Source organism: Candidatus Competibacteraceae bacterium, assembly GCA_016699715.1.
Lineage (GTDB): Bacteria > Pseudomonadota > Gammaproteobacteria > Competibacterales > Competibacteraceae > Competibacter.
Genome location: CP065007.1, coordinates 2,709,054 through 2,733,320, shown reverse-complemented (window position 1 = coordinate 2,733,320; position 24,267 = coordinate 2,709,054). Strand labels below are relative to the sequence as shown.

Below are 24,267 nucleotides of genomic sequence, written 5' to 3'. Positions count from 1 at the left end.
GGGATTCGACAATAATCGTTCGGGGGCGAGCGAGGTGGAAGCAGCCGCTTGGAATCGCTGGCTTGGCGAGGCTTATCCCGTGCCGATCTCTTCCAACAACCGCTCCACCGTCGTTGCTCGCGCCTCCGCGTCGGGCAAGTCCTTAATGAAGCGTAGCCTGTCCTTGCCATCCAGCTTGTAAACCTGGGACTGCGATTGAATCAGCCGCACCAGTTTGGCCGAGTCCACCTTCGGCTCCGGCCCAAACACGATCCGCCCGCCTTTCGGTCCCGCCTCGATTTTCTTCACCCCCACCGGGGTGGCCCGCAGCTTCAGCCCGGTCACCCGAAACAGGGTTTTGACCGGTGCCGGCAGCAGCCCGAAGCGGTCGATCATCTCGACCTGCAACTCGCGCAATTCCTCCCCGTCGCGGGCGCTGGCGATGCGCTTGTACAGAATCAGGCGGCTGTGGACATCGGGCAGATAGTCGTCCGGGATCAGCGCCGGGCTTTGCAGATCGATCTCGGGACCGTGATCCAGCGGCCGATCCAGATCCGGCGCCCGTCCGGCCTTGAGCGCCTGTATCGCCCGCTCCAGCAGGTCCATGTACAGGGTGAAACCGACCTCGTGAATCTGGCCGCTTTGCGCCTCGCCCAGCAGTTCGCCGGCGCCGCGAATTTCCAGGTCGTGACTGGCCAGCAGAAAGCCCGCGCCCAGATCCTCCAGCGACTCGATCGCTTCGATCCGTTTGACCGCGTCCGTGGTCATCGCCTTCCGGGGCGGAACGATGAGGTAAGCGTAGGCGCGATGGTGCGAACGCCCCACCCGCCCGCGCAACTGGTGCAACTGCGCCAAACCCAGCTTGTCGGCGCGATTGATGACGATGGTGTTGGCGCTGGGCACGTCGATGCCCGATTCGATGATGGTGGTGCAGATCAGCAGGTTGCAGCGGCGATGATAGAAATCCAGCATCACCTGTTCCAGTTCCCGTTCGCGCATCTGACCGTGGGCGACCGCGATGCGGGCGGTCGGCGCCAGTTCCGCCACCTGCGCGGCCATGCGCTGGATGGTCTCCACCTCGTTGTGCAGGAAATAAATCTGCCCGCCGCGCTTCAGTTCGCGCTGGCAGGCTTCCTGGATGGTCGCCTTGTTCCACTCGCCGACGAAGGTCTTGACCGCCAGCCGCCCGGCCGGCGGGGTGGCGATGATCGACAATTCGCGCAAGCCGGCCATCGCCATGTTCAGAGTGCGGGGAATCGGCGTGGCGGTCAGGGTCAGCACGTCCACCTCGGCCCGCAGCGCCTTCAGCCGCTCCTTCTGCCGCACTCCGAAGCGGTGCTCCTCGTCGATGACGACCAGCCCCAACTGTTTGAATTTTACGCTGCCCTGCAACAGCTTGTGAGTGCCGATCAGAATGTCCGCTCCGCCGTCGGCCAGCGCCTTCAGCGTCTCGGTCTGTTGCTGGGTCGAGCGGAAGCGGGACAGCAGTTCGACCCGCACCGGCCAGTCGGCGAAGCGGTCGAGAAAATTCTGATAGTGCTGTTGGGCCAGCAGGGTGGTCGGGGCCAGCACCGCCACCTGTCGGCCGTCCTGCACCGCCACGAAGGCGGCGCGCATCGCCACCTCGGTCTTGCCGAAACCGACATCGCCGCACACCACTCGATCCATGGGCCGGCCCGAGCGCAGATCGGCGATCACCGCCTCGATGGCGAGCTGCTGGTCGGGGGTTTCCTCGAACGGGAAGGTAGCGGCGAAGACGGCGTAATCGGCCTCGGGCAGGGCGAAGGCATGGCCGGGCCGGGCCTCGCGGCGGGCGTACAGGTCCAGCAGTTCCGCCGCCGCGTCGTTGACCTGTTCGGTGGCCTTGCGCCGGACTTTTTCCCACTGGCCGCTGCCCAGCCGGTGCAGTGGCGCGCTTTCCGGGGCGGCCCCGGTGTAGCGGCTGAGCAGGTGCAGGGACGCCACCGGCACGTACAGGCGGTCATCACCGGCGTACTCCACCACCACGAACTCGCCGTCGATACCGGCCACCTCCAGCCGCTCCAGTCCGGCGTAGCGGCCGATGCCGTGCTCCTCGTGGACGACGGGCGCGCCGAGATTGAGGTCGGTGAGATTGCGAATGATGGTGTCGGGGTCGCGGCTTGGACCGCGCCGACGCTGCTGGCGCACCCGCTCGCCGTACAACTGCGGTTCGGCGATGACCGCCAGCGGCGGCTCGGTCAGCAGCAGCCCCTGCTCCAGCGGCGCCACCGCCAGCGCCAGCCGCAGATCCTCCCGCGCCAGGAATTCCGTCCATCCCTCGCACAGCGCCGGTTGCAGGCCATGGCCACGCAGCGTATCCAGCAGCGCCTCGCGCCGGCCAGCGGATTCGGCGGCCACCAGCACCCGCCCCGGAAATGCCGTCAGGAAGGCGTGCAGCGCGGCGCCGGGTTGCGGGGCGCGTGGCTCGAACGGCAGGGCCGGCGGCGGTTCGGTGGGGTAGTTGATCTCGGCGTCTTCCGCCTCCCGCAACTCGATCCGCAAGCGGCGCGCCAGCGCGCTTTCCACCTGGGCCGCGTCCAGGAACAGCAACGGTGGCGGCAACAGCGGTCGTTCCGCATCGTGGCGACGCTGTTCGTAGCGCTCCATGAGCTGCTCCTGGAACGCCGCCAGCGCCTGGTCCGCTCCCTCCAGCCGGATCGCCAGGGTATTTTCCGGCAGATAATCGAACAGCGTGGCGGTCTGCTCGAAAAACAGCGGCAGGTAATACTCGATCCCGCCGGGCGCGTGGCCGTCGCTCACCTCGCGATAGATCACGCCGCGTTGCGGGTCGCCTTCGAACTGACGGCGATAGGCCTGACGGAAGCGGGTCATGCTCTCCTTGTCCAAGGGAAACTCCCGCGCCGGCAGCAGCTCGATGTACTCGGCCTTGGCCACCGACAGTTGGGTGTCCGGGTCGAAATCGCGAATGCTTTCCACCTCGTCGTCGAACAGTTCGATTCGGTAGGGCCGCTCGCCGCCCATCGGAAACAGATCGAGAATCGAACCACGCACCGCGAACTCGCCGTGCTCGACCACCTGCGACACGCAGAGGTAGCCGGCCGCCTCCAGCCGCTGGCGGAACGGCTCCAGATCCAGGCGCTCGCCGACCTTGAGCAACAGGGCATAGCCGTCCAGATAGCCACGCGGGGCCAAGCGCTGCATCAGCGTCGCCACCGGCACCACCAGCACGCCACGCCGCCGTTGCGGCAGCCGGTACAGCGTTGCCAGTCGCTGCGACACGATGTCCTGATGCGGCGAAAACAGGTCGTAGGGCAGCGTTTCCCAATCGGGAAACGCCAGGATGTCCAGATCCGCGCCGCCGAATACCCGCAGCTCCGTTTCCAGCCGCAGCGCGCTTTGGCTGTCCGGAGCGATGGCTAGCACCAGCCCGCGATAGCGGGCAGCGGTGGCGGCGATCAGCAGGGCGGGGCTGGCGCCGTGCAACCGCCCCCAACCCAGAGGCCGGCGGTTGTCGGGCGGCAACACGGGCTGCAACGGTGAAGAGGTTTTGGGCGCTTGCACGGTGGCCGACATGGATTCAGGCAACGGGGATGATGGGTGGGGAACGGATTTTAGCACCCACGCCCGCGCCAGGCGGATGGCGGCGAAATGAAAATTCGGCACAATGTATCGACATACCAGCGACCAGGCCGGCGCCGTGAGGCGCGGCACGGGCAGCGATCATCGCTGTCGTCAACGAATATGCCGCGATGCAACACCAGCACATCCATGAAGAAACCCACATTCTGTTTCCCAGCGCCAGGCAGATCCCGCCGCCGGAAATCCAGGATACACTGGTCACGGCGTTCGAGCGCATCGAACGGCAAGACATCGATCCCGATCTCAAACCGAAATGCCTGGCGTTGGTGGAAACGCTGGAGCACGAAGTCGGGTTGCGGTAATTTTTTGGATATTCAGTCAGGATTCAGGGCACTGCTGTCTTGATAGTGACAGGGATTCACCTTCAGGAGCGCCGGACCGCCATGATCATCGCATTGGAATACCTTCGATTCGCCAACATGTCCCGGCGGGCCGCTGCCTACCCGCGTTCCTTCATCCCAGGCCTGCTGTTGCTGCTGGCGCTTTGCATGGACGCCGCCGCCGCTGGCACCTTCGCGGCGCTGGCGCGGGAGGCCTTCGAGCGTTCCCAACTGCCCTGGGACCCGCAAATCCCGGTGCCCCTGGTGGAATTCGATCCCCCCGAGGGCGGCGATCCGCTCGGGCTCGATTTCGTCGAATACGGCGAGCTGACGGGGAAGCCCTTTTACGATGACGGCGTCTGGTGGCTGCGGGCCAGCCCGCGCGGCAACTTCGAGAAAGACCTGCTGGACTTGTGGCTGCGCCAGTCCGAAGCGATGGGCTGGGCGCCGGTCGCCTACCGCCTGGCGGACTTCAACTATCGCCATCCCGATATTCAACCGGCGCTACCGGAACTTGTCCCCGCCGCCGCCCGCTATCTGAGCGCCGTCGATATCGGTGTTCGCCAGCATGGTGCGCAGCGCTGGCCGCAGGTGTTCCATTTGGGCGGCAACGGTTACGGCCGGCTGACCGGCTTCTCGCCGCTGGAGTTCGGCACCTCGTTTCGGCTCGGGGTGCGCAACGTGGGCGAGCCGGTCGAGGATTTCGTCAAACTCCGCAAGCTGTATTTGATGAAAATCAACGACCATGCATTCCGGCTGCTGGGCTTGGCGGAATGCGAAGCCTTCACGACGGCGTTCGTGGCCACGCTGCAACCGGGCGCTGCCAGCAGCCTGCGGGTCACCATGAGGATTTTTCCGCGCCTGCCGCTGCGGGTGGCCAGCGAGCCGAGCCTGGGGCCACTGGGCTTGAGTTCGATGTTCTGGAAGGACGAGAACGCCACGCCGGAAGACCCGGCCGATGAAGCCCACGACGCCGATCTGTTCGTCGCCTGGTATGCGGACGGAACGCAACGGCGGCGGGCGCTCGCCATTCCAGTCAGCCCGGCCGAGCCGCCGCTGGCGGCCGATTTCGGCGCGGCGACCGATTTCGCCCTGCTCCAGTCGGACCGGAACGCCGGCCACTATCGCCGCTACGAGTCGGTCGATTACGCCAATCGGACATCGCTGCTGGTCTCGGATATCCAAAGCAGCCTACCCTACACCGTGGGACTGTGGCAGTCGTACACCGCTTACGAAGGCGCCGACAACATCGCGGCGTTCGTGCGCTTCAACCAGGACGTGGACCCGCCGGCCTCGGTTGAGGAAGGGATCGCGTTTTCCTACACTCTCACCGCTCATCGCTGAGCATGGGCCCCGTCCGGGGTCCGCGTCGGCTACGTTCCATGCCTGCCGCAAGCCAAACTGCTTGCGGTGGCCCCTTCAATAACAACCCGAGCGAAATCCATGCGCCATTTTCCCCTGTTTTCCGTCGTCGTGCTGTGTGGCGCCCTGAGCGCCGGTTGCGCCAGTACCCCCGCCAGCGACAACGAGTCCACACCCACCGGCTTTCTCAGCGATTATTCCAAACTGGAGCCCGACACCGAGGATCCAGGCGCCCGGATTTACCTCAAGGCTGATGTGGATTGGAAGAAATACGACAAGATCATGCTGGATCGCATCCAGATTTGGCTCAAGGACGATGCCGACTACAAGGGCATCGACCCCACCCAGTTGAAAGCGCTGACCGATTACTTCCAGCAGGCCATCGTCAAGGCGCTGGAGCCGACTTATCCGGTCGTGACTCAACCCGGCCCCGACGTGCTGCGGGTGCGAATAGCCATCACCGACCTGATTCCCACCAAGCCGGAAATGAGCGTGGTGGCTCTGGTGGTACCCTACGCCACGGTGGCGGATCTGGCGTCGGGCGGTGGTACGGGCAGCACGCCCTATCTTGGTCAAACCGCTATTGAGGCTGAATTCCTCGACAGCCGGAGCAATCAGGCGCTGGCGGCCTATGTGGACCGGGAAATCGGCAAGAAATACGATGTTGACCTGAGTCAGGGCGTGGGTTCGGCGGTGGAAAAAGGCGTCTCGTCCTACACCAAGGCCTACAGCACCTGGGCTTACGCCGAGGCCGCGTTCGATGCCTGGGCCGGCCGGTTGCGCCAGCGGCTCGACCAGGCACACGGGCGGACGGCGCCGGCCCACTGAAAGCAGACAAGCTCGCCGCCGATACCGCCGTGGCCCTCAGCCGGCGGTTGCGTGGCGAGAGGCCACTCGCGCCGGCTCGGGACCGGCAATCGAGGCGTTGGGCAGTGCGAAAATGCTTGTGGTTCTCCTCAATGAGTGGTGGTCGACTCAAGAGCGGAAATCCTCCCAACCTCCCTTTTTTAAAGGGGGCGCCGCGCCAGCGGCAGGGGGGTTGATCTCGGCGGTCCATGCTTCCAGCACTCAAAGAGGGTTGCCATGGCGTTCCTGTCTGACTTGTGGAGTCACCGCTTCGAAGCACCCCGGCGCTGCGCGCCACCCCTCCTTAGCCAAGGGGAAACGCACTACCACGTTCTGGAAAACTCTACCCCACTTCAAACATACAGGGGGAGATTCCACGACCGGTCTGGGAGCGCTATATACATGATACATGGGCTCCGCGTGGCCTAACCCTCATCAAGAGCCCATCACCCGCGTTCAGTTGTCGCCACTGGTGATGATGAACACACATCCACCTCGGTGATGCGGAAGACTTACGGCTTGCGGGCGGCCGGCAGCTCACCTTCGCTCAGATGAGCGCCCTGCGGCAGGTACGCGCGCACGGTCGGATCGTTCAGCGCGACCTTGTCATCCTCCAACCATTCCCGGATCTTGGGATCTTGCGGCTGGAAGATGTGCACCTCCCGATGGCCGCGCGCCAGCATCGCGCAGACCGGCGGATGATCGACCTGCATGTACTGAGTGTAACCCCTCCCTTCATACTGCCGTACTGTCTCGGTGACGCTGGAAGGGGTTTTGCCTGGGCCCTCGTAGGCGGGACCGCGCTCGAAGCGGTTGCCCTTTTCCAATAGATAGGCGCGCAGCGATTTGATCGCGGCCGAGAGATCGGTGGTTTGCTTGGCTTGATCACTCATGGAAAATCCGCCTGAAAAACGGCGCCATTTGACTGGGTTGGAAAAAATTCAACAAATACCGCTACCGGACGGCGCGTCGGCGGGGACTTTGGTGTTGCTGTGGTCCAGGGTGAACGAGACCGGCTCCAGCTTCAGGTATGTTTCCGGCTCGCTCAGGGTAGCGGCGACTAGTTCCGCCGGCAGGGGGACGGGCGCGTGTTTGAGAGAGTTGCGGGTGGCGTCGCTGAAACTCAGGATCTCCCGCAAACTTTCGGGCGATCGGTGCCGTCCACTACCCGTTCGATGCCTCTCGGCATCAAGTCCTTGTCGAATTTTCCGGGCTGGCCGCCGCCGGAAAAAATGGACTACAGAAGACGAAACGCCACGGTCGTTTTCCTTCGAGAGCGGCTCGACGCGCGGTCAGCGCAATACTTTCATCGTACCGTGGTCGCTCGTGGCGAACATCATGCCGCCTTCGGTCATCAGCGGCGGTGCCAAACAGGGGTCGCCGCTCCATGCTGGCGGCGAGGCAACCTCTGTCCGGCGGTGGACTGCCTATTCCATCGTGACCTTGATGCCGCTGGCCGATCCCACGTTCAACTGCAAACCCTGGGTTCGCGACTCCAGCCGCATGATCACCCCGTTCTCGTTCTTGAGTCGCAAGCCGCCCACGCCACCGCCCAGCGCGATGCTGGCGTCCAGCTTGGTGTAAGTCCCCGGGAATTTGGAGATATCCGTCAAATCGTAAACTTCGCCGGCGGCGCTCATCTTCGACACACCCACATTGGCGCCCACCGTCAGGCCACCGACCTTAAACGGATATTTCTGGTCTTCGAACATCAACTGACCGCCACCGACACTGCCGCCCAGAATGAAGGCGAACTGGGTCTCGTCGATCGCGACCGTTCCGGACGGCTTCTTGGCATCCGCCGCCAATGCCAGACTACCCATCAACAGCGTGGTGGCCAGCAGGACGGGGCCGGTTATTTTGCGAATATTCATCATCAGATTTTTCCTTTCTGGATTTCCAGAGTAATCCCAGTCGGATCGAAGCACTACGTGCTCGCCCGACTGGGCGGTTGCGACATCAAAACTCGCGGTTGGCAAATGATTACTTGTTCCAACCACCCAATCCGCCCATGGTGTCCCACGATTCAGCGGGGGTGCTATCGGGCATGGCTTCCATTTCCGCCTTTTTGGCGATCAGCGTCACCGACGAGGGACCTTCGATGGTCTTGCCAAAACCCTCGATGGTGACGCCTTCGCGCACTTTCACCGAGACGATCGCGTAATCCTGTACCTTTTCCTCGGGCATGCCGACAAACTGTTTCTCGTTGACAAAACTGGATTGAAATGCAGGGTCCTGCATGTGCTCCTTGACGTAAGCCGACTCCAGGATTGTAACGTTGGCGCCGGGCACCATGATGATTTGACCTGCCTTGAACACCTCGCCTTGCTTGTTGGTGATGGTGATGCCTTCCGGCACGAGTATGTGGTACTGCAATTCCGGTTTGCCGGCGCCCGGCGTAAAACTTTCATTCTGAAATCCTTGGGCGTAAGCGATGACGGTGCCCAGCAACAACACCAACGCCGTACTGCAAATACGAAAGAGCTTCATTTTCATTCTCTCCTCGGTTGTAAGTCTAGAGTCATCTTTCGAATCGGTGGCAGAGTTCCGTTGCCGCCGTCAAGAGCAAGAGGATTCCATTGACCGTGGCGACTGCTCCCACTCCTCCGGCGAGTGTCGTTCCGGTACACCCAGTAGACAATCATAGGTGCCGTGGTCCCACAGCGGGGATTTCACAGCCAAAATTTTGGCTCACAAACGATTTTCCGATCCCAATCCGCGGCGGGTTAGCGCGGCGAATCCGCCGCGACCCGCGTCCGGGCATGCCGGGCGATCATCAGTTCTTCTTATGAAATTTATTTCATTAAATTCAATAAGTAAAATTTTATATGCTTTGCGCACAAGAAGTACCCGCGTACCCAGACCAAGGTCGATCACTACGAGCGGTTGACGGTGCAGATCGGCTAAGGCCAGCATCCTCGCCACAACCAGCGGAGGTCCGATGGCCTCCGCTGTTCGTCCCGCAAGCGCTCGATGACTGCCTTGAGCGACCAGTACTGATCGACCGTCCAGCACAGCTCCTGACGCCGTGCGAACCGTCGGATAAAGAAAGCGTCTTCTGGATTCGCCATTCGCCGCCGAGGTCCCGATCGCGGTTCTGGGGCCGGCGCTTTCGCCGGCGGTGGTGACACGGTCAATGCCAAAGGGTGAAAACCACGATCGGCTGACGCATGGGTCCAAGGGATCGTCGAATGCGGTGGCTCGGAGTCAGGTCCGCGCCTGCCAAGCCAAATGGTTCAGATATGCCAGGCGGTCAGCCTCGTCCGGCAACACCTCACGCAGCGCGTCCATGAATGGTGGGTCGGCTTCCTGATCATGCAGGAGCAATCGGGCTTGTGCCGCTCGCGGGACTCGGGTCATGCCATTCCTCAAATCGCGAGGCTCTTTGGGACGATGTTCAATAGAAGTGGGAGTACTCATGGCGCGGAACTCCGGTTTTCGAGTGGGCGGGTCTGGAAAGCATAATAAGTGACCTTGGTTCGCTTCACTACAGGAACAGTTTTGCGACTCTCGGCATGGTCGATCATCCCACTGGCATATCATCGCACCGTAGGGAGCGGAGCATTGCCAGAATGGTCTGGACCAAATGAACGACGAACTTCCGAGAGTCTTGCGTAACCCTCGGCGTCAGATTTCTCCTCAATCGCTTGATCTGACCCGACCTACCGCGCCGTGAAGACAATATCCCCGTACCAGGCCGTGGCGCTTTGACCGCTGTTATCGGTGTCGGTCATCAGCGCCACGGCATCGATGGCGTCGATCTCCTCGCCGAACAGTTGCTGGAAATCGGCGCGGATATCGCGCTTCTCGCTAACCCAGCGGCCGGCGTCCCGCATGCCCGAACGCAAGGCCATCACCCGGGCGTTGCTGGTATAGGCATTGTTCCAGGTCGCGCCCATTGGCTGGCCGCTGGCCCAGACATACACCAGCGAGCGAGTCTTCCAGAACGCCAAGCCGCCGGATACCACCACATACACTCGCGCCGGATAATCGTCGCCGGCCTTGCCACGCTCGTCCACCCCTTCCAGTACCCGATCCACTCGCCACGACCAATTTAAAAAGGGCGTGCGTTTCAAGTCCACCCGGATTTCCCGGTACAACCCCGAAGCCCCGCCCCGGCTGTCGGCGAACAGCGCGCGCTGGCCGCTCTTCCCGTCAAAGGTGTAGCGGGTTTCGCCCTGGAAGGATTTGGTTTGCCAACCGCTTAGGTCATCGGTGGAAAAACGGCCGACCACCCGCGCCTCATCCGCCGCGCCCGCCCCGATGACCACCGCCAGCAGCGCCGCGCCCAGCACGATCTTAAATCTCACTCTTCCTCCTCCGCCGGCTCGAACAACCGGTCCAGTCCATCCGCAGCGCCGAAAGGGCATCAGCCGGCGCCAGCACCAGCCATCCGGCCAGACCGGATTTGCTTGTCCACACTTCAATCCACTCTCGCTGATACCTGTTATCCACACAGACTGCCCGCTCGATCGCTCGTTCACCGGCCTCTCCGGCCTTCGCCCCAACCCATCGGAAGCGCGAGCCGCCGGACATCGCCACCGGCTACACTGGTAAAACAGACTGCAACGAACGGGAGAAAGCGTGCGCGTCCATTTGCTCTCGACGGCGGTCGCGCCGCTGGGTTCCGGCTTGGGTGGCGGCGTGGAACACATGATCGTCACCGCCGCCCGCCAACTGAATGACCTTGGTCACGATGCGTGGGTGATCGCGCCGGCCGGTTCCGTGGCCGACGTGCCGAAGCTGCGTACCCTGCCCGGCCGGTTGGCGCCGACCGCCGTGGGGCGAGACTACGACGACCCACCAATCATCGACGCCGATGGATTTCTGGCCGCCGCGCTGCGCGAACTGGGGGCACGACTTCGCCCGGACGATGTCATCCTGAACTTTTCCTACGACTGGTTGCCCCTGTTCGTGAGCGGCCTGTTGCCCTGCCCGCTAGGCACATTGGTCAGCATGGGCTCCTTGAACCGCTCGCTGAACCGGGAAATCCACCGCATCGTCCGCCGGTGGCCGGAACGGCTCGCCTGGCTGAGCGCGGCGCAAGTCGCCAGTTTCGGCCTGGGGGATTCGGGCCGGCTGATCCCACCAGGCCTGGATCTGGCCCGCTACCGCTACAACGCCCGCCCCAGCCGCGCACTGTGCTGGCTGGGACGCATCGCGCCGGAAAAGGGGCTGGACGATGTATTCGCCTTCGCCGTTCGCGCCGGCCAAGCGGTCACGGTGTTCGGCGTCATGCAAGAACCGGCATACTGGGAAGACTTGAATCGCCGTTACCCCGGCGCTCCCGTCCACTACGGCGGATTCCTGAACATGCCGGCCCTGGCCGAGACGGTGTGCGATTTCCGGGCGCTGCTGATGACGCCGAAATGGCTGGAAGCGTTCGGCATCGTCGGCATCGAAGCGCTGGCCTGCGGCACGCCGGTCATCGCGTACCGGCGCGGCGGCATTCAGGAATACGTCCGCGATGGGGAAACCGGCTGGCTGGCGCCACCGGACGATCTGGATGGGCTGTGCGCGGCGGTGGAGCGGGTCGAGCGCCTGGACCGGGCCGCGTGCCGGGCGCTGGTGGAAAGCCATTATACCCTGGCGCATTACGGCGCGGCACTGGCGGACTGGTTGCGCGCCCTGACGGCGGCCCCGATCGACCCAACCGGAGCAACAGCATGATCGGACAGGATGGACAGCGGAGCTGGACGATCCATATCCGCAAGGACAACCTCAAATTTTCCGCGGCGCACATGACCGTGTTCCCGGACGGCCGCAAGGAAGGTCTGCACGGTCACAATTATCAGGTGGAACTGACGGTTGAACTGAAAGATCCCCCGGTGCTGGCGCGGATGCTCAGCTACGAAGTCTTCAAAAAAGCACTGCGAACCGTTTGCGACCAGTGGGACGAAAAGGTGCTGATCGCCGGCGACAATCCCTGGCTGGAGCCCTTGCCCGCCGCCGAAGGCGAGTATGCCTGCCGGCTGTGCGGCAAGCGCTACGTGCTGCCCGCCGACGAGGTGGCGGTGCTGGATATGGACAACGTGACCGCCGAGAACCTGGCCCGGGCGCTGTTCGAGTGCTTCTGGGTCGAGCTGACCCGCGACCGTTCGGTGCCCTGGCGGGAACGGGTCGTCGCCGCTGGCCTGCGGATCGACGAATCGCGCGGCCAGGGGGCCACTTACGCGATCCGGTTCGGTTGCTGAAGCGGGAGACTGTCATGAGCATTGCAACTACTTCATTGTCCCTGCGCAACCAGGTGGCCTTCATCACCGGCGGCGGGCGCGGGATCGGCGCGGCGACGGCGCAAGCGCTGGCGAGCCGGGGGGCTCACGTCATCGTCGCCAGCCGCACCGAGCCGGAACTGAACGCCACGGTGGCCGAGATTCAAACCACCGGTCTGAGCGCTTCCGCCATCAAGCTGGATGTCGCCGACGAGGCCGAGGTGGATGCCGCGTTCGCCGGCATCGCCGCCGCGTTCGGCCGGCTGGACATTCTGGTCAATAACGCCGCCGTCCTGCTGAGTGGTCCCTTCGCCGAGATGGCGATGGCGGACTGGGATCAGGTGATGGCGGTCAACCTGCGCGGCGCGGCACTGTGCGCGCGGCAGGCGTTTCGGCTGATGAGCGAGCAGGGCGGCGCCATCGTCAATGTGTCTTCGCTGGGTGGAGTATCGGGTACCGAGAAGTTTCCCGGCTACGCCGCCTACACCGTCAGCAAGTTCGCCCTGACCGGTCTGACCGAAGCGCTGGCGGCGGAAGGCCGGGCGCGCAATATCCGGGTCAACGGCGTGGCGCCGGGCGCGGTGGATACCACCATGCTGCGCCGGGCCGCGCCGCATCTGCGTACCCACACCGGTCCCGCCGATGTGGCCAAGGTGATCGCTTTCCTGTGCGATCCGAGTGAATCCGGTTGTATGACCGGCGCGATGCTGGTGATCAACAGCAACCTGTAATGCCTACTTTAGCAGCGGCCGGATGCTGGAAAATCCCTCATCCATCGCCCACGCCTGACCGGTGATCCAGCCGGCCCGGTCGGACAACAGCCCATCCATCAGCCGCGCCAGATCGGCCGGGTTGCCGATGCCGGGCAATGGCTACCGCCGGGCCGCCTCGGCGCGGCTGGCGTCGCCGCCGATGATCCACGCCACCGCCGGCGTATCCATGATGCCCGGCGCCACGGCGTTGACCCGGATGCGCGCGGACGCATAAGTCGCCGCCGCCGAACGCAGCAGCCCTTCCACCCCCGCCTTGGCGGCGGCGATGGCCTCATGATTGGCCACTCCGATCCGCGTCACCACCGACGACACCGGCACCGCTGCCCCCGAAGAGTTTGAATAGGGCTTGTACAAATATTAGCAATAATGTACAAATATTGTCTAAATAATTTAGACAAGCTTTTCGTGCCTCGGAGGCCCGTCCCGTGTCGAGACCGCTGGATCACTTCAAGACCTTATTCAAGCAGTTGAATAAGGACCGTCTGCACCTGCTGGAGCAGATCTACACCCCGGACGTGCAATTCCGCGACCCGGTGCACGTACTGGAGGGATTGCCGGCGCTGCGGGATTACTACGGCCGGTTGTACGAGGGGGTGCTGTCCTGTCAGTTCGAATTCGATGCCGAAGTGATCGAGGGCCAACAGGGCATGCTGGTATGGCTGATGCGATTCCAGCACGCCCGCTTCCGCTCCGGCGAGATGCTGGAACTGCGCGGGGTGAGCCATCTGCGGTTTCTCGACGACGGCCGGGTCAGTTACCACCGCGACTACTTCGATATGGGCGAATTCATCTACGAACGGGTGCCGGTGTTGGGCGGTATCGTCCGCGCCATCAAAAACCGTCTGTAAGAGGGAGAAGCATCATGAAAACCGCCATCATCGGCACCGGCATCAGCGGTCTGACCGCCGCCTGGCAACTGCACCGCGAACACCCGCTCACGATCTTCGAAGCCAACGACTATATCGGCGGTCACACCCACACCGTGGAGGTTCAGGCCCGAGACCGGCATTACGCGGTCGATACCGGCTTCATCGTCTTCAACGACTGGACCTATCCCCACTTCATCGACCTGCTGAATCAATTGGACGTGGCCTCGCGGCCGGCGCCGATGAGCTTCAGCATGCGCTGCGAGCGCACCGGGCTGGAGTACAACGGCGAGAACCTGAACACCCTGTTCGCCCAGCGCCGCAACCTGTTTCGGCCCTCGTTTCACCGGATGATCCGCGACATCCTGCGCTTCAACCGGGAAGCCCCGGCCCTGCTGGAGGCTGGCCATGACCTCAGCCTGGACGCCTGCCTGCGGCAGGGCAACTACAGCCGGGAATTTCGCGAGCACTACATCCTGCCGATGGCGGCGGCGATCTGGTCGGCGGAAGCGGGCGTCATGGGCGCGATGCCGGCGCGGTTCTTCGTGCAATTCTTCAAGAATCACGGGCTGTTGAGCGTCAGCGACCGGCCCCAGTGGCGGGTGATCCAGGGCGGCTCGCGCCGCTACGTCGAGCGCCTGACCGCGCCGTTCCGGGACCGCATCCGGCTGAAGTGCCCGGTGGAGTGGGTGCGCCGCCACCCGACGCACGTACAGGTCAAGCCGCGAGGCGGCCCGGTGGAGCGCTTCGATCAGGTGATCATCGCCGCGCACAGCGATCAGGCGCTGCGGCTGCTGGCCGATCCGACGCGCCTGGAACGGGAGATCCTGAGCGCGATTCCCTATCAGGAAAACGAGGCGGTGCTGCACACCGACCCCCGCCTGTTGCCGCGCCGACGGCGGGCCTGGGCGGCCTGGAACTATCACTTGCCGGCGCAACCCCAAGATCGGGTGGCGGTTACCTACAACATGAATCTTCTACAAAGCCTGGACGCTCCAGAGACTTTCTGCGTCACGCTCAACCACGGCGAGGCCATCGACCCGGCGCGCGTGCTCTACCGCGCCACCTACCACCACCCGGTGTTCACCGAGGCCGGGGTCAAGGCCCAGGCCCGTCGCGACGAGATCAGCGGTGTCAACCGCACCTGGTATTGCGGCGCCTACTGGAGCCACGGCTTCCACGAGGACGGAGTGAACAGCGGGCTGGCGGTGGCGCGTGGCCTGCTGGAACGGCGGCTGGCGGCATGAACAGTTGCCTCTACGTCGGTCATGTCCGCCACCGGCGCTTTTTCCCGCGCCCGCACCAGTTCCGCTACAAGCTGTATATGGTTTATCTCGATCTGGCGGAAATGAATGCGGCGTTTCGGGGCCGCTGGCTGTGGTCAACCCGCCGGCCGGCGCTGGCCTGGTTCCGCCGCCGGGATCATTTCGGCGACCCCGCCGTCCCGCTGGAGACCTGCGTGCGCGATCTGGCGGAACGGCAAACCGGCCGCCGGCCGCAAGGTCCGATCCGGCTGCTGACCCACCTGCGCTATTTCGGCTACTGCATCAACCCGATCAGCATCTACTACTGCTTCGCGCCCGATGGCGAGGCATTGGACATGCTGGTCGCCGAGGTGACCAATACACCCTGGGGCGAGCGCACCGCTTACGTGCTCGACGTGGCCGGGCAGAGCGGCGGCAACCAGCGGGCCGAATTCCATAAGGCGATGCACGTCTCGCCGTTCCTGCCCATGGATCTGCGCTACGGCTGGCACTCCACCCCGCCGGGGCCGCACCTGGCGGTCCATCTCGATGTGCTCAAGGGCCAGTCCCGCCAGCTCGACGCTACCCTCAGCCTGCGCCGCCGCCCGCTCGACGGCCGCCACATGGCCGGCGTGCTGGCCCGTTTCCCGCTGATGACCCTGAAAGTGGCCGCCGCCATCCACTGGGAAGCGCTGCGGCTGCTGTGGAAACGCATTCCGATCTTTCCCCACCCACCGACATCCGGCAAACCCATGGAGAGCGAGTCATGCACCACGAATCGGTGATGTCGTCCCCTCTGGAACTGTCTCCGCCACAGGTCCGGCCGCGTTCGAGCGAGCGCTGGCTGCGCGGCGCGGTGTTCCAGCGACTGGAAAAACTGACGCACGGCTGCGTCACGATCGTGGACGCCGACGGCGCCCGCGAATTCGGCCGCGCCAGCGACGATGGCCCGCTGCGGGCCATCGTCGCCATCCACGATCCCAACGCCTACCGGCGGCTGGCCCTGCGCGGCAGCGTCGGCGTCGGCGAGGGCTACATGCACGGCGAATGGTCCTGCGACGACCTGCCGGCGCTGGTGCGGATTTTCGTCCTGAACCAGGACGCCCTGTTGGGGCTGGAACAGGGCCTGACCCGACTGATGATGCCGCTGTTCCGGCTGCTCCAGGCCCGCCGCGACAACACCCGCCACGGCAGCCGCGCCAACATCGCCGCCCACTACGACCTCGGCAACGAGTTTTACCGGCTGTTTCTCGACGATACGCTGATGTACTCGGCCGCGATCTTCCCGACGCCCGAAACCGGCTTGCGGGAAGCATCCATCGCCAAGAACGACCGCATCTGCCGCAAGCTGGAACTCGCGCCGGACGACCACCTGCTGGAGATCGGCGCCGGTTGGGGCGGCTTCGCCCTGCACGCCGCCCGGCATTACGGTTGCCGGGTCACGACCACCACCATCTCCCGGGAACAGTATCAATTGACCCGCGAGCGGGTGCGGGAAGCGGGGCTGGAGGAGCGGGTGACGGTGCTGTGCCAGGATTACCGCGACCTGCGCGGCGAGTACGACAAGCTGGTCTCGATCGAAATGATCGAGGCGGTCGGCGAGCGTCACCTGGATACCTATTTCCAGGCGTGCGCCCGACTGCTCAAGCCGCGCGGCATGATGCTGTTGCAGGCCATCACCATCGCCGATCAGAAATATCGGCAGTACCGCAACGAGGTGGATTTCATCCGCCACTACATCTTTCCCGGCGGTTTTTTACCGTCGCTGACCGCCATCGCCGAGATTCTGACCCGGGCCACCGACCTGCGCGTCTTCCATCTGGAAGATATCGGCCTCCACTACGCCACCACCCTGCGTCACTGGCGGGAACGGTTCCTGGCCAACCGCGACCGGGCGCTGGCGCTGGGTTTTCCGGAGACGTTTGTCCGCATGTGGGAGTACTACCTGTGCTACTGCGAGGGCGGTTTCCGCGAACGCGCCATCGGCACCCTGCAACTGCTGCTGACCAAGCCGCTGTGTCGGCGCGAACCGCTGACGCCGGCGCTGGTTTGATCCGCCACTCTCACCCCCGATCGCTCTCCCAAAAGGAGAAGGGAGAACGCCGCTCTCATGAAAAATAAGCAACAGGAAACCGGCGCCATGCTGCTGAACGTCATCGCCTTTCAAAGCGGCTGGTTCGCCTGCGTGCTGGGCGGGGCTTACGGCTGGCCCTGGCTGGGCGTGCTGGCGACCGCCGCCATCGTCGCCCTGCATTTGGGGCGGGCGGCGCGGCCGGCGGTGGAAGCGGTGCCGATCGTGTTGAGCGGCGTGCTGGGCTTCGTTGCCGACTCGCTGCTGACCGGGCTCGGTTTGCTGACTTTCCCCTCCGGGCAGATCCATTCGCATCTGGCGCCCTACTGGATCGTGGCGATGTGGATGCTGTTCGCCACCACTCTCAACGTCTCGTTGCGCTGGCTGAAACCGCGGCTGGGACTGGCTTCGCTGCTGGGCGCGGTCGCCGGGCCGCTGGCCTACCAAGGGGGGGCAAAACTGGGCGGCGTTTCCTTCGCCAATCCGCTGGCCAGCCTGGTCGCGGTCGCGGGGGTGTGGACTCTGGCCATGCCGCTATTGCTGGTTATCGCCAATCGCTGGAACGGGATGGTAGAAACAGATCGCGCAACTGCCGCGCCCGGCAGGTCCGCGAGAGCAGATAAACCAGCGTGACCACGTTGCCGAGCAGCAACAGCGCGACGATCCAGGCCGCCGCCCGCCACGGACTGGGTTCCATCAGCGCCAGCCAGACCGCGACGAACAGCAACCCGACCCCCAGATCCAGCAGCGTCACTACCCCCCACGGATCGGCGATGACGTGGCGCAGGCCCGCCAGTACGTTGCCGTGGCCGCTGGCGATCAGAATGGCGGCCACCAACAGGCCAAGCAGAATTCCGCAGACGACGACGGTGATACGCAGCATGATGGCTCCAGGGACATTGCGACGGGCGATTGTTCAACAAGACCACACCGGCGGCGGGAAGTGCGTTTGTTCGCCGCCCGACGGGAGCCGCGCGCCATGAACGGTCTTGCCTTTTTCCTGGCCGGCTGGGCGCTGGCGGCGCTGCTGATGCTGCTGGCTTGGGCGGTGCAGTGGTGGACTCGGGACGCCGGGGTGGTGGATGTCGCCTGGGCCGCCGGTCTCGGCGTGCTGGCGGTCGGTTACGCCCTGCTGGCCGACGGCGACCCGTTATGTCGGCTGCTGGCGGCAGTCATGGCCGGTGGCTGGTCGTTCCGGCTGGCCGGCCATATCCTGCTCAACCGGGTAATCGGCAAGCCGGAAGACGGCCGCTACCAGCGTCTGCGGGCCCATTGGCGCGAGCGCACCCAACTCAAATTCTTCGCCTTCTTCCAGGCTCAGGCGCTGCTGACCGCCGTATTCGCCGTGCCGTTTCTGGTGGTGGCGCTGGCGCCCGAACCGCCGCCCGTGCCCGCGATCGTCGCCGCCGTGGCGATTTGGCTGCTGGCGGTGGGCGGCGAAACCTTGGCCGACCGGCAACTGGCGGCTTGGCGCGCCGACCCCACCCATCGGGGTCGAACCTGCCGGGCCGGGCTGTGGCGCTACTCCCGCCACCCCAACTACTTCTTCGAGTGGCTGCACTGGTGGAGCTATCCGCTGCTGGTCTGGGGCGCGCCGGAGTGGTGGCTGACCCTGTTGGGGCCGGCACTGATGCTGTACACCCTGCTCAAGGTCACCGGCATCCCCTACACCGAACAACAGGCGCTGGCCAGTCGTGGCGACGATTACCGCGCCTACCAGCGCGACACCAGCGCCTTCATTCCCTGGTTTCCCAAGCAGGAGAAGCTTGATGCTCGACATCGCGATTGATCTGATGGAACGGGGCTATGTCCCCGACTGGCTGACCCGGACCGGCATCCGCCGACTGCTGGCCGAACGGCTGCGCACCGGAGACGGCCCCGACCCGCGAGCCCGCGCCGTAAAACTGGCGCGGCTGATCCTGGAACTGCGCGACAGTCCCATCGCCCTGCACGCGGCGGCGGCCAACCAGCAGCATTACGAACTGCCGGCCGGCTTTTTCCAACGGGTGCTGGGGCCACGGCTGAAATACAGTGCCTGCTGGTGGCCGGAGGAGGTGCGGGATCTGGAAACCGCCGAGGCGGCGATGCTGGCTTTAAGCGGCGAGCGCGCCGAATTGGGTTTCGACCAGGACATTCTGGAGCTGGGCTGTGGCTGGGGTTCGCTGACGCTGTGGATGGCGGAGTTCTATCCCGACTCGCGGATCGTGGCGGTGTCCAACTCCCACTCGCAGCGGGAGTTCATCGAGGCCCGCTGCCGGGAACGCGGTTTCGACAACGTTCAGGTCGTGACCACCGACATGAACGACTTCTACACCGACCGTCGTTTCGACCGGGTGGTGTCGGTGGAGATGTTCGAGCACATGCGCAATTACCAGGAGCTGATGGCGCGGATTCACGCTTGGCTGAAACCGGGCGGCAAGCTGTTCGTGCATGTTTTCAGCCACCGGCACCTGGCCTATCCGTTCGAATCCGAGGGCGCCGACCATTGGATGGGGCGCTATTTCTTCACCGGCGGCCTGATGCCCTCGCGCGATCTGTTACCGTCCTTTCAGGACGATCTGAAACTGGAAGAACAATGGCATTTCAACGGCCGCCATTACCAGCGCACCCTGGAAGCCTGGCTGCTTAATCAGGACCGGCGGCGGGACGAGATCATGCGCCTGTTCCGGGAGACCTACGGCGCCGACCAGGCGGAGCGCTGGTTCCAGCGCTGGCGGGTGTTTTTCATGGCCTGCGCCGAGTTGTTCGGCTATCGCCGCGGCGAGGAATGGGGCGTATCGCACTACCGCTTCGGCAAACCGGCCTGAGGCGCGTCCTGATAGTGCAACCCCTACTTCAGCTTGTAAGCCTGAATCTGTGCGCCGCCGCGATTGCCGAGCATATAGTCAACCCTTGGCAGATGCCGCAGCGTATCGGGGATCGTGCCGCCCGACCAGACGATCGTTGCTCCCTCGGAATCGGCGTCGAGAGTGATTTCCCCCTTCTTGCCTTCGCGCACCGGCGGTTGCTTGGTATTCGGCGGTGGCGAGTCGAAGGACTGCGCGCTGCCCCGTTCGGGCAGCCAGACCAACTGCTGGGTCGCATTGATCTCGAAACACCACCAGCCGATCATCCATTGGGGGATCTTCGTCGCGAGCTTCATCAGGATTTCGATGTCAACCCAACCCTGAAGAGACGCAGGGTCCCACGGCTGCTGTTTTCTTCTGACGATATCGAAGCCTTTCGTAAAGTCCTGTCCCGGTCCGCCCTGCCCGGATTCCACCGTGTTCCACAGGTCACCGCTGAAATCGAGCGAAACGCCCATGTGGAACCGGACGGGTCTGAACACATCGCCATAGCCGGGCCGCTTGCCACTCTTGGCCGGAATCCACGCCTCCCCAAGGCCGGCTTTTTTTAGCTTCTGCTCGATGTCGAACTGCCCGAGGAAGATCGGCGAGCCGATCGCGACACCGAGTTGACCGACAAATGCGTTGCACGTCGTGGTGGTGGGCAGTCCGGCCATATTATTGTTGCCCGCGTCGCGGCGTTTTTTCTTCGCGACATCCTCAATTTTCCAAGTAGCCTGAAGCGTTTCATGCGACGAGCCCGTAAGCTTGGTGAACAGTGCCGCCGTGCTGCCGTTTGAGGTCACATCGCTCTTTGGAACCTGCTTGAGAAAGTTTTCGGCTTTCTTGCGAACATCAGCCATGGTTTCATCCCCCATCGTCTTCAAAATGAGGCGTTGAGATTAAAGTGCCTCATACCGATGCCGGCCTTTTTCAAGATCGGTCGCGGATAGAGGCGAGTTCACTGCGGCGATGCCCCTTTGGCCATGCACTCTGACGACCCTCGCAACCGCGCCACCACCTGCTCCATCCGCTCCTGCCCGACGTGGGTGTCAATCGGGATGGTATTGATCGTTGAGTACCCCGGCAGCGTTTGGATATCCAGCAATTTCGCGTCGGCGTTGAGGAGATGGGTGGCGTAAGTATGGCGCAATTTGTTCGGTGAAATCTTCTTATCGATGCCGGCTTTCCCCCGGTATTCTGGCGAACACAAACGCGCCCATGGGCTGCTCCTTCAGCCGGAAGCCGAACGAACATCTTGCCGAAATTTGCCGGGTTTGTGGCGGCGGCGGGTCGCGGTCATCCACCCGGACAAGGACTCACTCAGCCAGCGCCCGTTCCAGGAAACGCAACAGATCCGGATGGCTGGAGGACGCCAAGTTGAAACGTAGCCACGACGACGGTAGTTGACCGGGCGAGAACAGGCTGCCCGGTGCCAGCAACCACCGTTGCTCGTAGGCGCGGGCGGCCAGGGCGTGACTGTCGCGGCCCGTATCCAGCCAGACGAACATAGCCACCCCGCGAATCGGTGAAGACCTGCAAACCCAACTGCTCCAACTGGCTCAGCACCGGCTCGCGCCGCGTCGCCAACCGTCTGCGCAAGCGTTCGACATGCTTGCGGTAATGTCCCTCCGCCAACACCTGATGCATGACCCGCTCGCCCAGTTCCGGGGTGGTCAGCGCCGCCAGCAGCTTGCGGTCGGTCAGCGCCCGCGCCAGTTCCCGTTCGCCGGCGATGAACCCGACCCGCGGATTGGCGGCCATGTCCGGCGACCAGACGACGGCGACACTGGCGGTAGCCCTTGTGCTTCATGCTGATCGGAGGTCGATGCATTGCCTGCTGGGCGATCCTCGGCGCGGCGTTGCAATGCTGGCTGCGGCAGGGTTCGCGGTTGCGCCGGTTTAATATCGCCATGGGCCTCCTGCTTGTGGCCACCGCGCTGGGCATGGCGTGGGTCCAGTGCTTTCAACCGACCTCGAATGATGTCGAGATGGGTAGGGGGGGATGAGGCGCCATTCGCCGCATCCCCCCAACAGCAGAACGACAAACTGGATGCGTTACGCTTATCCACCCTACAATTCGTCAATCCCAGCCCGATTGAAGCCCTCGCTCAACCGGATCGATCCAGAACAACCACGGCAAGGCGGCATCCCGTGGAGGAGGCTGTGATGAAAGAAAGCGAGTCCGCGCAACTCAAGCAGCGCATCGAAACGCTCGAACGGGAAATGGCCGCGTTGAAAAATCGCGGTTTTCCCTACCGGGGCATCCGCAAGCGATCCAGCCGGATGGTCTGGGGCCTGCCCTTGTACGATATTGCCATGGGACCCGATCCAGTCAGAGGCGAACTGCGCGGCCACGCCCGCGGGATCGTCGCCATCGGCGATTTCGCCACCGGGGTGCTGGCGCTGGGCGGTATTGCTCGCGGCATCGTCGCCGTCGGTGGCCTGGCGTTTGGCCTGCTGTTTGGTGTCGGTGGACTTTGCATCGGCACGCTGGCCTTGGGCGGTTTGGCGATCGGTGGAATCGCCATCGGCGGCGGCGCCATCGGTGGGATCGCCATCGGTGGCGGTGCTTTCGGCTACTACGCCATCGGCGGCGGCGCGCTGGGGGAGCATGTCATCAGCAACATGCGGCAGGACCCCGAGGCCGTTCGCTTCTTTAGCGACTGGCTGCCGTTTTCTCGAGAGTATCTGTGCCGGAACCAGTGCGGTTGAGCTTGAATCCCGCTAGATCCGTCGCCGCAGCAGCACGTAAACCGCCCCGGTCCCGCCGTCCACCGGCCGCGCCGAGCAGAACGCCAACACCTCGTCGCGCTGGCGCAGCCAGTAATTGAGCTTCTGTTTCAGCACCGGCCCGCGATGGCGGGAGCCCTTGCCCTTGCCGTGGACGATCCGCACGCCGCTCAGGCTTTCCCGCCGGGCGGCGTGCAGAAATTCGACCAGCGCCACCCTGGCCACGGCGACCGTCATTCCGTGCAGGTCCAGCGCCGCCCCGACCCGGAATTGCCCGCGTCGCAATTTACGTAGCACCGCCTGCTGTACGCCTTCGGCGCGGTAGTACAATTCCTCGCCAGTATCCAATTCCGCCGGCTCGAAATAATCCGAGATCATGTCGTCCAGCACCTGCCGTTCGTCGGCCTGGGTGAAACGGGGAATCGGGGCGGGACGAGACGGCATGGGGTCGATCCGGTCGCAGCGCAGCGACTTGACCGGACCGACACTCTGTCGGAACAATTCCCGATCCCGCGGATCGAGCGCGAACGGTTTGGTCATGGGCGCCTCGCTGGATGTCGTTAGGGCGTCCGGCCGGGATGGCGGGCGGCTTGTTATTTTAACGTCAGCATCGCCGGGTACGATACGCATCCACCCGGCCCACGAGAATAGATCCCGACATGCATATATTGGTCAGTAACGACGATGGCTATCAGGCGCCGGGCCTGCTCTGCCTGGCCGCCGCCCTCAGTGAACTGGCGGAGATCACCGTGGTCGCGCCCGACCGCGACCGCAGCGGAGCCAGCAACTCGCTCAGCCTCAAGAACCCGCTGTACGTCACCCGCCACGACAACGGCTTCCACAGCGTCGAGGGCACGCCGACCGACTGTGTCCATCTCGCCATCACCGGCCTGTTGGAGCGCGAGCCGGACATGGTGGTTTCGGGCATCAACAGCGGACCGAACATGGGCGACGACGTGATCTACTCCGGCACGGTGGCGGCGGCGATGGAAGGTCGCTTTCTCGGCCTGCCGGCGGTTGCGGTCTCGCAGGCATCGCCCTGCCCCCAGCACTTCGATACCGCCGCGCGGGTGGCGGTCTGGCTGGTGCGCCGCTTGCGGGAGCGGCCATTGCCCCCCGATTCCATTCTCAACGTCAACGTCCCCGACCTGCCTTGGGAGCAACTGGCCGGATTTCGGGTCGTCCGGCTTGGCCATCGCCATAAATCGGAACCGGTCGTCAAAAGCACTGATCCGCGCGGCCGACCGATCTATTGGGTGGGGCCGGCCGGCCTCGAACAGGACGCGGGTCCGGGCACCGATTTCCACGCCGTGCGTGCTGGGTATGTCGCCATCACTCCCTTGCAGGTCGATCTAACTCGTCATGGCGCGCTGGCCACCCTGACGCAGTGGTTGCTGGATTGACGGTTTATGGAT

28 protein-coding genes are annotated in these 24,267 nt (G+C 64.0%); 15 read left to right on the top strand and 13 right to left on the bottom strand.

What is annotated here, in order from left to right:
• Positions 1 to 72: 72 nt before the first annotated feature.
• Complete coding sequence (mfd, locus tag IPM89_12270; protein QQS55906.1) at positions 73 to 3,534, bottom strand: transcription-repair coupling factor; 3,462 nt, start codon at positions 3,532 to 3,534, stop codon at positions 73 to 75.
• Positions 3,535 to 3,710: 176 nt separating this feature from the next.
• Between mfd and IPM89_12265 the strand changes: the two genes are divergently transcribed.
• The 3 genes from IPM89_12265 to IPM89_12255 all read left to right on the top strand — a co-directional run bounded on the left by IPM89_12265 (position 3,711) and on the right by IPM89_12255 (position 6,110).
• Positions 3,711 to 3,902 (top strand): hypothetical protein, encoded by a 192-nt coding sequence (locus IPM89_12265; protein ID QQS53636.1) that lies wholly within the window; start codon positions 3,711 to 3,713, stop codon positions 3,900 to 3,902.
• Positions 3,903 to 3,983: 81 nt separating this feature from the next.
• Positions 3,984 to 5,264: a glucan biosynthesis protein gene (locus IPM89_12260; protein QQS53635.1), complete on the top strand. Its 1,281-nt coding sequence runs from the start codon at positions 3,984 to 3,986 to the stop codon at positions 5,262 to 5,264.
• A 99-nt stretch (positions 5,265 to 5,363) separates the two neighbouring features.
• Positions 5,364 to 6,110 carry a DUF3313 domain-containing protein gene (locus IPM89_12255; protein ID QQS53634.1) on the top strand — a complete coding sequence of 249 codons (747 nt, stop codon included), beginning with the start codon at positions 5,364 to 5,366 and terminating at the stop codon, positions 6,108 to 6,110.
• A gap of 530 nt (positions 6,111 to 6,640) precedes the next feature.
• On the opposite strand, the gene IPM89_12250 is transcribed toward IPM89_12255, so the two are convergent.
• The 6 genes from IPM89_12250 to IPM89_12225 all read right to left on the bottom strand — a co-directional run bounded on the left by IPM89_12250 (position 6,641) and on the right by IPM89_12225 (position 10,498).
• A complete protein-coding gene (locus IPM89_12250; protein ID QQS53633.1) occupies positions 6,641 to 7,021 on the bottom strand; it encodes a hypothetical protein in 381 nt (126 codons plus the stop codon).
• Between the two features lie 48 nt (positions 7,022 to 7,069).
• Positions 7,070 to 7,267 carry a hypothetical protein gene (locus IPM89_12245; protein ID QQS53632.1) on the bottom strand — a complete coding sequence of 66 codons (198 nt, stop codon included), beginning with the start codon at positions 7,265 to 7,267 and terminating at the stop codon, positions 7,070 to 7,072.
• Between the two features lie 288 nt (positions 7,268 to 7,555).
• The gene (locus IPM89_12240; GenBank protein ID QQS53631.1) at positions 7,556 to 8,005 is read right to left on the bottom strand and encodes a DUF1134 domain-containing protein; all 450 of its coding nucleotides are present in this window, start codon (positions 8,003 to 8,005) and stop codon (positions 7,556 to 7,558) included.
• Positions 8,006 to 8,111: 106 nt separating this feature from the next.
• Positions 8,112 to 8,618 (bottom strand): hypothetical protein, encoded by a 507-nt coding sequence (locus tag IPM89_12235; protein QQS53630.1) that lies wholly within the window; start codon positions 8,616 to 8,618, stop codon positions 8,112 to 8,114.
• Positions 8,619 to 9,335: 717 nt separating this feature from the next.
• Complete coding sequence (locus IPM89_12230; GenBank protein ID QQS53629.1) at positions 9,336 to 9,488, bottom strand: hypothetical protein; 153 nt, start codon at positions 9,486 to 9,488, stop codon at positions 9,336 to 9,338.
• 302 nt (positions 9,489 to 9,790) lie between these two features.
• Positions 9,791 to 10,498, bottom strand: a complete 708-nt coding sequence (locus IPM89_12225; protein QQS53628.1) for a DUF3047 domain-containing protein — start codon at positions 10,496 to 10,498, stop codon at positions 9,791 to 9,793.
• A 214-nt stretch (positions 10,499 to 10,712) separates the two neighbouring features.
• On the opposite strand from IPM89_12225, the gene IPM89_12220 reads away from it, so the two are divergent.
• From IPM89_12220 to IPM89_12210, 3 genes are read left to right on the top strand one after another with little or no spacing between them, the layout of a single operon-like run.
• On the top strand, positions 10,713 to 11,798 hold the full coding sequence (locus IPM89_12220; protein QQS53627.1) for a glycosyltransferase: 1,086 nt from the start codon (positions 10,713 to 10,715) through the stop codon (positions 11,796 to 11,798).
• On the top strand, positions 11,795 to 12,322 hold the full coding sequence (locus IPM89_12215) for a 6-carboxytetrahydropterin synthase (protein QQS53626.1): 528 nt from the start codon (positions 11,795 to 11,797) through the stop codon (positions 12,320 to 12,322). The genes IPM89_12220 and IPM89_12215 overlap by 4 nt, the downstream gene beginning before the upstream one ends.
• 14 nt (positions 12,323 to 12,336) lie before the next feature.
• Positions 12,337 to 13,071: an SDR family oxidoreductase gene (locus tag IPM89_12210; protein QQS53625.1), complete on the top strand. Its 735-nt coding sequence runs from the start codon at positions 12,337 to 12,339 to the stop codon at positions 13,069 to 13,071.
• A 141-nt stretch (positions 13,072 to 13,212) separates the two neighbouring features.
• On the opposite strand, the gene IPM89_12205 is transcribed toward IPM89_12210, so the two are convergent.
• The gene (locus IPM89_12205; GenBank protein QQS53624.1) at positions 13,213 to 13,431 is read right to left on the bottom strand and encodes an SDR family oxidoreductase; all 219 of its coding nucleotides are present in this window, start codon (positions 13,429 to 13,431) and stop codon (positions 13,213 to 13,215) included.
• 107 nt (positions 13,432 to 13,538) lie between these two features.
• Between IPM89_12205 and IPM89_12200 the strand changes: the two genes are divergently transcribed.
• The 5 genes from IPM89_12200 to IPM89_12180 all read left to right on the top strand — a co-directional run bounded on the left by IPM89_12200 (position 13,539) and on the right by IPM89_12180 (position 17,927).
• On the top strand, positions 13,539 to 13,961 hold the full coding sequence (locus tag IPM89_12200) for a nuclear transport factor 2 family protein (protein ID QQS53623.1): 423 nt from the start codon (positions 13,539 to 13,541) through the stop codon (positions 13,959 to 13,961).
• A 14-nt stretch (positions 13,962 to 13,975) separates the two neighbouring features.
• Positions 13,976 to 15,226: an FAD-dependent oxidoreductase gene (locus tag IPM89_12195; protein QQS53622.1), complete on the top strand. Its 1,251-nt coding sequence runs from the start codon at positions 13,976 to 13,978 to the stop codon at positions 15,224 to 15,226.
• A complete protein-coding gene (locus tag IPM89_12190; protein ID QQS53621.1) occupies positions 15,223 to 16,008 on the top strand; it encodes a DUF1365 domain-containing protein in 786 nt (261 codons plus the stop codon). The genes IPM89_12195 and IPM89_12190 overlap by 4 nt, the downstream gene beginning before the upstream one ends.
• Entirely contained in the window at positions 15,990 to 17,276 is a 1,287-nt protein-coding gene (locus IPM89_12185; protein ID QQS53620.1) for a class I SAM-dependent methyltransferase, read from the top strand. Before IPM89_12190 ends, IPM89_12185 begins: the two co-directional genes overlap by 19 nt.
• An 87-nt stretch (positions 17,277 to 17,363) precedes the next feature.
• Positions 17,364 to 17,927, top strand: a complete 564-nt coding sequence (locus IPM89_12180; GenBank protein ID QQS55905.1) for a DUF2878 domain-containing protein — start codon at positions 17,364 to 17,366, stop codon at positions 17,925 to 17,927.
• On the opposite strand, the gene IPM89_12175 is transcribed toward IPM89_12180, so the two are convergent.
• Entirely contained in the window at positions 17,839 to 18,177 is a 339-nt protein-coding gene (locus IPM89_12175; GenBank protein ID QQS53619.1) for a DUF1475 family protein, read from the bottom strand. The two genes, IPM89_12180 and IPM89_12175, sit on opposite strands and share 89 nt — an antisense overlap.
• A gap of 96 nt (positions 18,178 to 18,273) precedes the next feature.
• Between IPM89_12175 and IPM89_12170 the strand changes: the two genes are divergently transcribed.
• Complete coding sequence (locus IPM89_12170) at positions 18,274 to 19,083, top strand: DUF1295 domain-containing protein (GenBank protein QQS53618.1); 810 nt, start codon at positions 18,274 to 18,276, stop codon at positions 19,081 to 19,083.
• Entirely contained in the window at positions 18,989 to 20,101 is a 1,113-nt protein-coding gene (locus IPM89_12165; GenBank protein ID QQS53617.1) for a class I SAM-dependent methyltransferase, read from the top strand. The genes IPM89_12170 and IPM89_12165 overlap by 95 nt, the downstream gene beginning before the upstream one ends.
• Before the next feature lie 23 nt (positions 20,102 to 20,124).
• On the opposite strand, the gene IPM89_12160 is transcribed toward IPM89_12165, so the two are convergent.
• From IPM89_12160 to IPM89_12150, 3 genes are all read right to left on the bottom strand, one after another.
• The gene (locus IPM89_12160; protein ID QQS53616.1) at positions 20,125 to 20,982 is read right to left on the bottom strand and encodes a hypothetical protein; all 858 of its coding nucleotides are present in this window, start codon (positions 20,980 to 20,982) and stop codon (positions 20,125 to 20,127) included.
• A 98-nt stretch (positions 20,983 to 21,080) separates the two neighbouring features.
• Complete coding sequence (locus tag IPM89_12155; protein ID QQS53615.1) at positions 21,081 to 21,332, bottom strand: tyrosine-type recombinase/integrase; 252 nt, start codon at positions 21,330 to 21,332, stop codon at positions 21,081 to 21,083.
• Between the two features lie 110 nt (positions 21,333 to 21,442).
• Positions 21,443 to 21,883 (bottom strand): aminotransferase class I/II-fold pyridoxal phosphate-dependent enzyme, encoded by a 441-nt coding sequence (locus IPM89_12150; GenBank protein ID QQS53614.1) that lies wholly within the window; start codon positions 21,881 to 21,883, stop codon positions 21,443 to 21,445.
• Between the two features lie 462 nt (positions 21,884 to 22,345).
• Here IPM89_12150 and IPM89_12145 point away from each other — a divergent pair, with 462 nt between their 5' ends.
• Entirely contained in the window at positions 22,346 to 22,834 is a 489-nt protein-coding gene (locus IPM89_12145; protein ID QQS55904.1) for a hypothetical protein, read from the top strand.
• Positions 22,835 to 22,846: 12 nt separating this feature from the next.
• Here IPM89_12145 and IPM89_12140 read toward each other — a convergent pair whose 3' ends face one another.
• Positions 22,847 to 23,392: a Smr/MutS family protein gene (locus tag IPM89_12140; protein QQS53613.1), complete on the bottom strand. Its 546-nt coding sequence runs from the start codon at positions 23,390 to 23,392 to the stop codon at positions 22,847 to 22,849.
• Between the two features lie 119 nt (positions 23,393 to 23,511).
• Here IPM89_12140 and surE point away from each other — a divergent pair, with 119 nt between their 5' ends.
• Positions 23,512 to 24,255 (top strand): 5'/3'-nucleotidase SurE, encoded by a 744-nt coding sequence (gene surE / locus IPM89_12135; GenBank protein QQS53612.1) that lies wholly within the window; start codon positions 23,512 to 23,514, stop codon positions 24,253 to 24,255.
• The last annotated feature ends 12 nt before the right edge of the window (positions 24,256 to 24,267 follow it).